This is a genomic window from Sphingomonas sp. (genome assembly GCF_042091075.1).
Taxonomy (GTDB): Bacteria; Pseudomonadota; Alphaproteobacteria; order Sphingomonadales; family Sphingomonadaceae; genus Sphingomonas.
The window spans coordinates 1-10,736 of sequence record NZ_JBELIE010000114.1; the positions used below are offsets into that span (position 1 = coordinate 1).

At 67.3% G+C, this 10,736-nt stretch carries 8 protein-coding genes; all 8 read left to right on the plus strand.

The genetic code is table 11. The features are described from left to right. Positions 1 to 204, plus strand: a 204-nt coding sequence (locus ACFDSW_RS11710) for a substrate-binding domain-containing protein (protein ID WP_375250469.1), incomplete at its 5' end; no start/stop codon positions are given. A 51-nt stretch (positions 205 to 255) separates the two neighbouring features. Next, complete coding sequence (locus ACFDSW_RS11715; RefSeq protein ID WP_375250470.1) at positions 256 to 1,701, plus strand: sugar porter family MFS transporter; 1,446 nt, start codon at positions 256 to 258, stop codon at positions 1,699 to 1,701. Next, positions 1,701 to 2,600 (plus strand): aldose 1-epimerase, encoded by a 900-nt coding sequence (locus ACFDSW_RS11720; RefSeq protein WP_375250471.1) that lies wholly within the window; start codon positions 1,701 to 1,703, stop codon positions 2,598 to 2,600. The genes ACFDSW_RS11715 and ACFDSW_RS11720 overlap by 1 nt, the downstream gene beginning before the upstream one ends. Before the next feature lie 297 nt (positions 2,601 to 2,897). Then, the gene (locus ACFDSW_RS11725; RefSeq protein ID WP_375250472.1) at positions 2,898 to 6,110 is read left to right on the plus strand and encodes a TonB-dependent receptor; all 3,213 of its coding nucleotides are present in this window, start codon (positions 2,898 to 2,900) and stop codon (positions 6,108 to 6,110) included. A gap of 9 nt (positions 6,111 to 6,119) precedes the next feature. Continuing rightward, complete coding sequence (locus tag ACFDSW_RS11730; RefSeq protein WP_375250473.1) at positions 6,120 to 6,824, plus strand: SapC family protein; 705 nt, start codon at positions 6,120 to 6,122, stop codon at positions 6,822 to 6,824. Beyond that, positions 6,821 to 7,849 (plus strand): cupin-like domain-containing protein, encoded by a 1,029-nt coding sequence (locus ACFDSW_RS11735; protein WP_375250474.1) that lies wholly within the window; start codon positions 6,821 to 6,823, stop codon positions 7,847 to 7,849. The genes ACFDSW_RS11730 and ACFDSW_RS11735 overlap by 4 nt, the downstream gene beginning before the upstream one ends. Further along, on the plus strand, positions 7,846 to 9,387 hold the full coding sequence (locus ACFDSW_RS11740; RefSeq protein WP_375250475.1) for a tryptophan halogenase family protein: 1,542 nt from the start codon (positions 7,846 to 7,848) through the stop codon (positions 9,385 to 9,387). Before ACFDSW_RS11735 ends, ACFDSW_RS11740 begins: the two co-directional genes overlap by 4 nt. 3 nt (positions 9,388 to 9,390) lie before the next feature. Further along, a partial coding sequence (locus ACFDSW_RS11745) for a glycoside hydrolase family 3 protein (RefSeq protein ID WP_375250476.1) occupies positions 9,391 to 10,736 on the plus strand: 1,346 nt, incomplete at its 3' end.

A 10,736-nucleotide genomic window follows, 5' to 3' on the forward strand; every position in this document is an offset into this window, starting at 1 on the left:
ACCACCGTCTGGCCCGAATTGACGACGATCCGCCAGCCCATCGCCGCCATGGCGCGCGAGGCGGTGGACCTGCTCGTTTCCGCGGTCCGCCGGCAGAATCTCCCCCCGATCGGGGAGCGTCACCGCGTCGTCGATTTCGCGTTGATCCGGCGTCAGTCCGATGCCGCGCCGCGCCGCCGTCCACGTCAAAGCGGCTTGACCTGAACTCGCTTTAAGGTAGCGTTACCAGAATGGGGGGCGTACTCGCGACAGACGATGCGCCGGGGGAGGAATCGAGTGTCGGTAACCGCGCAGGATGCGACCGGGGTCGCGAAGATCAATCATGGCTTCATCGCCGCCATTGTCGTCGTGGCGACGATCGGCGGCTTCATGTTCGGCTACGATTCGGGCGTCATCAACGGTACGCAGAAGGGGCTGGAGTCAGCGTTCGCGCTTGGGCGGCTCGGCATCGGGGTGAACGTCGGTGCCATTCTGGTCGGTTCGGCGATCGGCGCCTTCGTCGCGGGGCGGCTCGCCGATGCGATCGGCCGGCGTCGGGTGATGATGCTGGCGGCGGTGCTGTTCCTCGTCTCGGCGCTGCTGGCAGGGGCGGCGGGAGGTTCATTCGTCTTCATCGTCGCACGCATCATCGGCGGCCTGGGGGTGGGCGCGGCAAGCGTGATCTCGCCCGTCTATATCTCAGAGGTCACACCGGCCTCGATCCGCGGGCGACTGTCCAGCGTCCAGCAGGTCATGATCATCACCGGGCTGACCGGCGCCTTCCTCGTCAATTTCCTCGTCGCGCGCTACGCGGGCGGCTCGACGGCGAGCTTCTGGCTGGGTTTCCCGGCGTGGCGCTGGATGTTCTGGCTGCAGGCGGCGCCTGCGGCGATCTACCTTCTGGCGCTCCTCGTCATTCCGGAAAGCCCGCGCTTTCTGGTCGCCAAGGGGCGCGAGGCGGAAGCGCATGCCGTGCTGTCGCGCCTGTTCAGCAGCGTCGAGGCGGACCGCAAGGTCGCTGACATCCGCGGTTCGCTGTCGAGCGATCACCGGCCGCGGCTCGCCGATCTCCGGGATCGCGTGACCGGCCGGATCCGCCCGATCCTCTGGACGGGTATCGGCCTTGCGGTGTTCCAGCAGCTCGTCGGGATCAATGTCGTCTTTTATTATGGTGCGGTGCTGTGGGAGGCGGTCGGCTTTACCGAGGACAACGCGCTCCAGATCAACATCCTGTCGGGCGTGCTGTCGATCGCGGCCTGTCTGTTCACCATCGCGACGGTGGATCGCATCGGCCGCAAGCCGCTGCTGCTGGTCGGTTCGGCGGGCATGGCGGTGACGCTGGCGACGGTCGCCTGGGCATTCTCGACCGCGGTCACCGATGCGGCGGGAGCGGTCAGCCTTCCGGGCGGCAACGGCCTCGTCGCGCTGATCGCGGCCAACCTTTACGTGATCTTCTTCAACGCCAGCTGGGGCCCGGTGATGTGGGTCATGCTGGGCGAGATGTTCCCCAACCAGATCCGCGGTTCGGGCCTGGCGGTATCGGGATTCGCGCAATGGATCGCCAACGCGGCGATCTCCGTGAGCTTCCCGGCGCTGGCCGTCGCGCCAGGCCTCGCGACGACCTATTTCGGCTATGCGTTCTTCGCGGCGATATCCTTCTTCTTCGTCGCGGCGATGGTGAACGAGACGCGCGGGCGCGAGCTGGAAGACATGGCGGGCTGATGTCCAGAACGCCGGACGGCGCCGGGGTCGTCCTTGCCGCCGGCGATTACCGGCTGCATCTCGATCCGGCGGGGGGCGGCGCGGTCACCGGCTTCGAGTGGCAAGGGGCCGCGCTGTTCCACCCGCGTCGTGGACCCGGGATTCTGGAGCAGGCGTGCTTCCCGTTGGTTCCCTTTTCCAACCGTATCGCCTTCGGCCGGTTCTCCTTCGAGGGCGAGGCGATTGCGCTGGCGCCCAATTTCCCCGGCAGCGATCACCCGCACACGTTGCACGGGTTTGGCTGGCAGGCGCCGTGGCGGATCGCCGAGCAGGACGGTGCCGCCTGCCGCCTGATCCACGATCATGATGCCGGCGCATGGCCGTGGTCGTACCGGGCCGAGCAGCAGCTGACGTTATCGCCGGGCGGGCTGACGCATGTGCTGCGCATACAGAATCGGGCCGATCGAGCGATGCCGGCGGGCCTTGGCCTGCATCCCTATTTTCCCCGCACGCCGCGCACGTTGCTGCGCGCGCGTCATCGCGGCGAGTGGCAGACGGGCGACGACGGCCTGCCGCTCAGCCTGACCCGCGCGGCACGTGACGTCGACTGGTGGCAGGGCGCACCGGTGGGAAGCCGGTCGGTCGATACCGTCTATGAGGAACGCAGCGGGCCGATCGAGATCGTCTGGCCCGATCGTGGGATCACGCTTGCGATCGCGCCGTCTTCGGCGCTTCGTCACACGGTGATCTATTGCCCCGCCGACGCTGACTTCTTCTGCGTTGAGCCGGTGACCCATGCCACCGACGCGCTCAACCGCATGCCGCTCACGGGGGACGTGGTGCGGCTCGCTCCGGGGCGGTGGCTGGAGGTCGGGGTGACCTATCGAGCGATGCCCTCGCCGGCCGATCCGGGTTGCTGACCGGCGGGATCCGCCCGGCCGTATCGGCGCGAGCGTCACTGCCGACCGTGGTTTGGTAGCGGTCAATTGCGTGTCAGGCATTTGCTTCTCGGAAGCGATCGATCCTGTCGCGCGGTCGACAGTCACGACGTCTTGCGCAGCCATGAAGCTTTTGGGTCCAAACCAAGACATAGCGTGGGTGGGAGCCTCCGATATCGTAACAGCATGGGCCGTGAATCTTTTCGGCTTGCGTATCGCGAAAAGAAAATGTTACCGATAACGAAAGCGTCGATAAGGCGCGTCACAGGGGAGGGTTCGATGCGGATGCGCGTCTTCAATATGTTTGCAGGTTCCTCGATCGCGGCATTGATCGCCGCCGGTGCGGCATCCGCCCAGACGGCACCGGGCGCTGCTCCCGGCGCGCAGCCCGCCGATACCGTGGGAACCGCTCAGGCCGATCTCTCGCAACCCGGCGGCTCCACGCCAGCGGCTTCGCAGGCGGGGCCGGCGAACGCGCCTGTGACCGACGCGACCGAGAACGCGGAGCAGGACATCGTCGTCACCGGCGTCCGCGCCAGCCTGGATCGCGCGATCAGCATCAAGCGCAATTCGTCGGGCGTGGTCGACGCGATCTCGGCGGAGGATATCGGCAAGTTTCCCGACACCAATCTGGCTGAGTCGCTCCAGCGCGTGACCGGCGTTTCCATCGACCGCGTCAACGGTGAGGGGTCGCAGGTCACCGTCCGCGGCTTCGGCCCCGGCTTCAATCTGGTGACCCTCAATGGCCGCACGCTGCCCGCCGCCAGCGTCGGCGCCATCGGCGCGGACGATAATGCGGACTTCGCGTCGGGCACGTCCCGGTCGTTCGATTTCGCCAATCTCGCCTCGGAGGGCGTCAACACGCTGGAGGTCTACAAGACCGGCCGCGCGGCGATCCCGTCGGGGGGCATCGGTGCGTCGATCAACGTTGTGACGCGGCGCCCGCTGGAGGCGCGCGAAGATGGGTTCAGCGGCACGCTGGGCGCAAAGGCGCTATACGATACCAGCGCCGACCTGCGGCTCGACAAGAAATCGTCGGTGACGCCGGAGGTGTCCGGGCTGGGCAGCTGGTCCAACGCCGATCGCACGATCGGCGTGTCCATCTTCGGCAGCTATCAGAAGCGCAACTTCACCACGCGCGGCGCGACCGTCGCTTACTGGAATATCCGCACCTACGACCAATTCCGCGATACGGGCAACGGCTTCGTCAACGGGCAGACCCGCATCTCCGGCGCCCCCGCGACGGGCAGCACGTTGGTGTCGGTGCCGAACGACAGCAGCTATTTCTATTCGGAAGGCACGCGCGAGCGGATCAACGGAGCCGCGACGTTGCAGTTCAAGCCGATGGACAACGTCACCCTGACCGCCGACGCGCTGTTCGCGCAAAACCGTCAGCGCGACATCCGTACCAACCAGGGCAATTGGTTCAACCGCCCCTTCGCGCAGGTGACCTTCTCCCCGAACCCGGTGGTCGCCACGACCGATTTCCTGCAGGAGAACATCGCCGGCGTGAAGGACGCCGGCTTCGCGCAGCAGGACCGCGCGGTCAAAAACCGGCTGCAGGATTACGGCGGCAACATGAAGTGGGAGCTGACCGACCGGCTGACGCTGTCGATCGACGGCCATTACGGAAAGTCGGAAAGCCTGCCCGACAACCCCAACGGCAATAGCTCGAACATCACGACGATCGCCGCGCCGGTGGTGGCCGCGCAGAGCGCCGATTACACGGGCTATATCCCGGTGCAGTCGATCACGATCAACGACAGCCTGCGCGGGAACGGCAACGGTGTGCTCGACATCGGTGACGTCGGCACCCAGCAATCGCGCTATATCCGATCCTCGCAGTCGCAGTCGCTCAAGGAGATCCGGGCCGATCTGGGCTGGCAGCTGGACGATGCCGGCAGCCGGCTCGACTTCGGTGGCGACATGCGCAACTCGCGCATGCTCCAGCGGTCCGACTCCTTCCAGCAGGTGCTGGGCGACTGGGGCGTGGCCAATCCGGGCGATATCCAGCGAGTGGCACCGGGAGCGTTGCAGACGTTCTGCCTGACCTGCCAGTTCCGCAAATTCGACGCCGGCGCGACGGGGCCGTCGCTGATCGCCTTCCGCGGCGTCGCCACCGATCTCATCAACGCGCTGTCGCCTTTCTATGCGGCGCGCGGCAACCAGCCGTTCAGCACCGGGCAGGCGAACAATGCGGTGCGCGAAAAGGTCTATGCCGTCTACGGCCAGCTGACGTGGAAGGGCGAACTCGCCGGGCGTTCCGCCTCGCTGGTCACCGGCCTGCGGTATGAGAAGACCGACGTGTTCTCCTCCTCGGTGGTGGCGGTGCCGTCGGCGGTCGTCTGGTCGGCGGACAACGACTTCACGCTCACGGTGTCGAACCAGCGGCAGTTGGTGACGCAAACGGGCAGCTATACGAACCTGCTGCCGTCGATGGACTTCCAGATCGAGGCCGCGCACAACCTGATCGGTCGCTTCTCGATCAGCCGCACCATCGCCCGGCCCGATTTCGGCAACCTGTTCTCGGCCAGTTCGGTCGGCATCCCGCCGCGCGCCACGGCCGTGGGCGGCACCGCGCCGGGCTCGACGGGGAACGCCGACCTGGCGCCGCTGATCTCCGACAACATCGATGCCTCGATCGAATGGTATTACAAGCCGTCCAGCTATGTGTCGTTCGGCGTGTTCGACAAGCGGGTGCAGAACTTCATCGGCACTGGCCAGACCAGCCAGAACCTGTTCGGTCTGCGCGATCCGGCATCGGGGGCGGCGGGCACCCGTTCGGGGACGGCGCTGGCGGCGCTGCGCGGGATCGGCGCCGATGTGAGCGACGTGAACCTGTTCACGCTGACCGCGCTGTTGCAGCAGACCGGCAACATCCAGTCGGCGCTCCAGCAGTTCCAGGCGAACTTCCGCAACGGCGCGCTCAGCCAGACCTTCATCGACCAGACGCTGGCCGCGTCGGACATCATCGCCAACGCCAACGACCCACTGTATCAATTCTCGGTCACTCGCCCTATCAACAACCGTGAGGGCAAGATCCACGGGTTCGAGGCCGCGGTGCAGCACTTCTTTGGCGAAACCGGCGTGGGCATCGCCGCCGCCTACACCTATGTTCGAGGGGATGTGGGCGTCGATGTGGGCGCCGACCCGACCGTCGACCAGTTCGCGCTGCTGGGGCTCAGCGACACCGCCAACGCCACGCTGATTTACGACAAATACGGCATCTCGGCCCGGCTGGCGTACAATTGGCGCGACCGGTTCCTGCAAGCCACCAACCGCGGCGTCGATCGCAACCCGGTGTTCATCGCTCCCTTCGGTCAGCTCGATGCGAATATCAGTTACGACATCTCGCCGCGTCTCTCGATCTCGTTCGAGGGGATTAACCTGACGCAAAGCAGCATCCGCGCTTATGGCCGTGACGAAAGCAACCTGTGGTACGCGCAGGAACTCGATCGGCGTTTTCTGTTCGGAATACGCACGCGGTTCTGACGGAGGGCGATGGCGATGACGACGGCGCTGCTGAACAATGTTGACCATGGCGGATTGCGCGTTGCGATCCGCCATGGCGCGGCCTTCGGTGACGCCGTCAATCAGATGCTGTTGCTGCCGACCGAATTCCTGGAAGCACAGCGAGAATTCCCGATCCTGTTTCGCCGGTCGGCGGAAGGCTGGGCGGCGGTGGCGCTGCTCGGCTTTGACCAGGACGAAAATTTGTTTCTGGGCGAGGCGGGATGGTCCAGCCGCTACGTCCCCGCCGTCCAGCGGCGCGGGCCTTGCCTGATCGGTCGTGACGAGGCGGGCGAGCCCAAGGTTCGGATCGCGCTGGACGATCCCCGCGTCGGCGACGGGGCGGGGCACCCGCTGTTCCTGCCCCATGGCGGCGAGGCGCCCTATCTGGGGCATGTTCGCCAGGCGTTGGCGCAGCTTCACGCCGGCACCGAGGCCTCGCCCGCAATGTTCGCCGCGTTCGAGGCCGCCGGGCTGCTCGACGAGGTGCGGCTCGACGTGGAAGTCGACGCCGAGCGCCGCTATGAAATCGAGGGTTACTGGACGATCGGCGCGCCGACACTTGCCGCGCTGGACGGCGACACTTTGGCGCGGCTCAACGCGGACGGCTATCTCGCGCTCGCCTTCGCGGTGGTCGCGTCGCTCGGCAATGTCGAGCGGCTGATCGAGCTCAAGCGCATGCGGATGCCCGCGTGACCGATCGTGGGATCGCCGTCACCACCCGGCGCACGGCAGAGGTGGAAGGCGCCGCCGTCGATCCGCAAGCGCTCGCCGCCGCCGGCGTGCCTGTCATCCTGCGTGGCGCGGTGCGTGACTGGCCGCTGGTGCGGGCGGGAATGGATGCTCCGCATGCCGCGCTGGCACGTCTGGCGACGTTGGATGATGGCCATCAGGTGACCCGCTACGTCGCCCCGGCCGAGGCGCACGGCCGGTTCTTTTACAACGAGGCGCTCACCGGCTTCAACTTCACCGCCGAGCGGGTGTCGCTCGCGCGGCACCTGGCCGATGTCGAGGCGGAGGCCGCATCGCCGGCGCCGCGCGCGCTGTACGTCGGATCGACCGACATCGATCAGTTCCTGCCGCGCCTGCGGGGGGAGAACGATCTCCACGCCGATTTTGGCGGCGGCGACCCGACCGTCAGCATCTGGATCGGCAATCGCACGGTTGCCGCGACCCATTATGATGCGTCGGACAATCTCGCCTGTTGCGTGCTCGGCCGTCGCCGCTTCACGCTGTTCCCGCCCGATCAGGCGGCAAACCTGTATCCCGGGCCGCTCGCGCCGACGCCGGGGGGACAGGTCGTCAGCATGGTCGATCCTGCCGCCCCCGATCTGGGCCGGCATCCCCGCTTCGCCGCGGCCCTCGCTGCGGCGCAGGTCGCTGAACTGGAGCCGGGGGACGTGCTCTTCTATCCGGCGCTGTGGTGGCATCAGGTAGAGGCGCTCGATGACGCCAACGTGATGATCAACTATTGGTGGAGCCGGTCCGCGCCCTGGTCCGATCCGCCAATGGCCGCGTTGCTTCATGCGATGCTGTCACTGCGGGACCGGCCGGCGGCGGAGAAGGCGTCCTGGCGGGCGCTGTTCGATCATTATGTGTTCGGCGACCCGCGGGCGACCTGCGATCATCTGCCGCCGCACGCGCGCGGCGCGCTTGCCCCGCTCGACGAGGTCGGCGCCCGGCGGCTGCGCGCCGAGATTGCCGAGCGACTTAACCGATGAGCGGCACCGACACTGGGCGCGGTACGATCCGCCGGGTCGTGATCGCGGGCGGCGGCACCGCGGGGTGGATCGCCGCCGCGGCGCTGGCGCGCAATCTGGGGCCGCTACTCGAGATCGTCCTGGTCGAGTCCGAGGAGATCGGGACGATCGGCGTCGGCGAGGCGACCATCCCGACGGCGGTAACGTTCCACAAGCTGGCCGGGATCGACGAACAGGCGTTCATGCGGGCGACTGGCGCCACGTTCAAGCTGGGGATCGCCTTCGAGGATTGGGCGCGGCCCGGCGACCGGTATCTCCATTCCTTTGGACGGATGGGTCACACGACCTGGATGGGCGATTTCCAGCACTTCTGGCTGGAGGCGCGCGCGCAGGGCGTGGCGTTGCCGATCGGTGCCTACAGCCTTGAGACACAGGCCGCCGAGCAGGGTCGCTTCGCGCTCGGCGACGGCGGTGTGGATGGCTATGCCTATCATCTCGATGCCGGCCGCTACGCGACTTTCCTGCGCGACCTTGCCGAGCGCGAGGGGGTCGAGCGGATCGCGGGCACGATCGGCACGGTGGAGCGCGACAGCGGCAGCGGCGATATCGCCGCACTGCTGCTGGCGGACGGCCGGCGCATCGCCGGGGACCTGTTCATCGATTGCACCGGCTTTCGCGCGCTGCTGATCGGCGCGGCGCTCGGCGTCGGGTTTGAGGATTGGTCGCGCTGGCTGCCGACCGATAGTGCGCTGGCGGTGCAGACGCGCAGTGTCCAGCCGCCGCTACCTTATACCCGCGCCGTGGCGCACGAAGCGGGCTGGCAGTGGCGTATCCCGCTCCAGCACCGGGTCGGCAACGGGATCGTCTTTGCCTCGGCGTTCATGGACGAGCGCGCGGGCCGCGAACGGTTGCTGGGATCGATCGATGGCGAGCCGCTCGGCGAACCGCGCTTGATTCGCTATCGTACCGGGCGGCGTGAGGCGGTGTGGGCGCGCAATTGCGTGGCGCTCGGCCTGTCGTCCGGCTTCGTCGAGCCGCTCGAATCGACCAGCATCCACCTCATCATGGCGGGCGTCACCCGACTGGTTCAGGCGTTCCCGTTCGACGGCATCAGCGAGGCGGCCGTGCGCCGCTACAATGACGAGGCGCGGGCGGAGCTGGAGGGGATCCGCGATTTCGTGGTGCTCCACTATAAGGCGACCGAGCGCGGCGACACGCCGTTCTGGCGCCATTGTCGCGATATGCCGGTTCCCGATACGCTCGCCGCGCGCATCGCGCTGTTCCGGGAAGGCGCGCACGCATTCCAGCGCGGCGAGGACTTGTTCCGCGTCGACAGCTGGGTGCAGGTGTTGTTGGGGCAGCGGATCGAGCCCGAGGCGTGGCATCGCCTCGCCCGCCTGCTTCGGCCAGGCCAGCTCGGCCGCGTGCTCGCCGATCGGGCGAACACGATCGCCGCCGCCGTCGCGCGGATGCCGACCCATCAACAGTTCATCGACCGATATTGCGCCGCGTCGGACGTGTCGGCCGCCGTTACTGCCCCTGCTCCCGTAAGGATCTGATCCATGCCCGTGATGCGACCCACCCGTCACCTCCTGAACACGCTGATGCTCGGCGTCGCGACCATGGCCCCGTCGATGGCGGGTGCGCAAACCTACAAGGATCCCGAGGCCCCGGTGGAAAAGCGCGCCGCGGATCTCGTGTCGCGCATGACGCTGGACGAGAAGGCGCGGCAGATGCAGAACGCCGCGCCGGCGATCCCGCGACTGGACCTGCCCGCCTACGACTGGTGGAACGAGGGGCTGCACGGCCTGGCGCGCGCGGGCGAGGCAACGGTGTTCCCGCAGGCCATCGGCATGGCCGCGACCTGGGACAAGGACCTGCTGAAGGCCGAAGGGCGGGTGATCGGCACCGAGGCTCGCGCGCGCTACAACCAGGCGCAGCGTGAGGGGAATGTCGACCGCTATTTCGGGCTGACGATCTGGTCGCCCAACATCAACATCTTCCGTGATCCGCGCTGGGGCCGCGGGCAGGAGACGCTGGGAGAGGACCCGTATCTGACCGGCGTTCTCGGCACCGAGTTCGTCAAGGGCATGCAGGGTGACGACCCGCGGTACTTTCTGGCGATCGCGACACCCAAGCATTTCGCGGTGCATAGCGGGCCGGAGCCGCTGCGCCACGGCTTCAACGTCGACGTAGCGCCGCGCGATCTCGCCGAAACCTATCTCCCCGCATTTCGCCGGTCGATCGTGGAAGGCAAGGCGCAATCGCTGATGTGCGCGTACAATGCCGTCAACGGCTCGCCCGCCTGCGGCAGCACGATGTTGTTGCACGACATTCTGCGCGGGGCGTGGGGGTTCAAAGGCTTCGTCACATCCGACTGTGGCGCGATCGATGACTTCGTCGCCGGCCACAAGACCCAGAAGAATTGGGAGGAGGCGTCTGCCGTCTCGATCAAGGCAGGCACCGATACCGGCTGCAACTTTCGCGACGAGTATCTGGCGATCCCGAAGGCGGTCAAGGACGGGCTGCTGTCGGAACGTGACGTCGACACCGCGATGGTCCGCTTGATGTCCGCGCGCATCCGTCTGGGCATGCTCGATCCCGCCGCACGGGTGCCCTACGCCGCGATCCCCTATGCCGAGAACCACAGCGCCGCGAACCGCGAAGTGGCGCTGCGCGCCGCGCGTGAATCGATCGTCCTACTCAAGAACGACGGCGTGTTGCCCGTTGCCGCCACCGCGCGTCGCGTGCTGGTGGTGGGGCCAGCCGCCGCCAGCCACGAGGCGCTGAACGGCAATTACAAGGGCACCGCCGTCGACCAGATGCTCCCCGTCGACGGGATCGCCGCCGCGCGGGGCGCCGATCGCGTCCGCTTCGCGCAAGGATCGCCCTTTATCGAGCAGGTCGC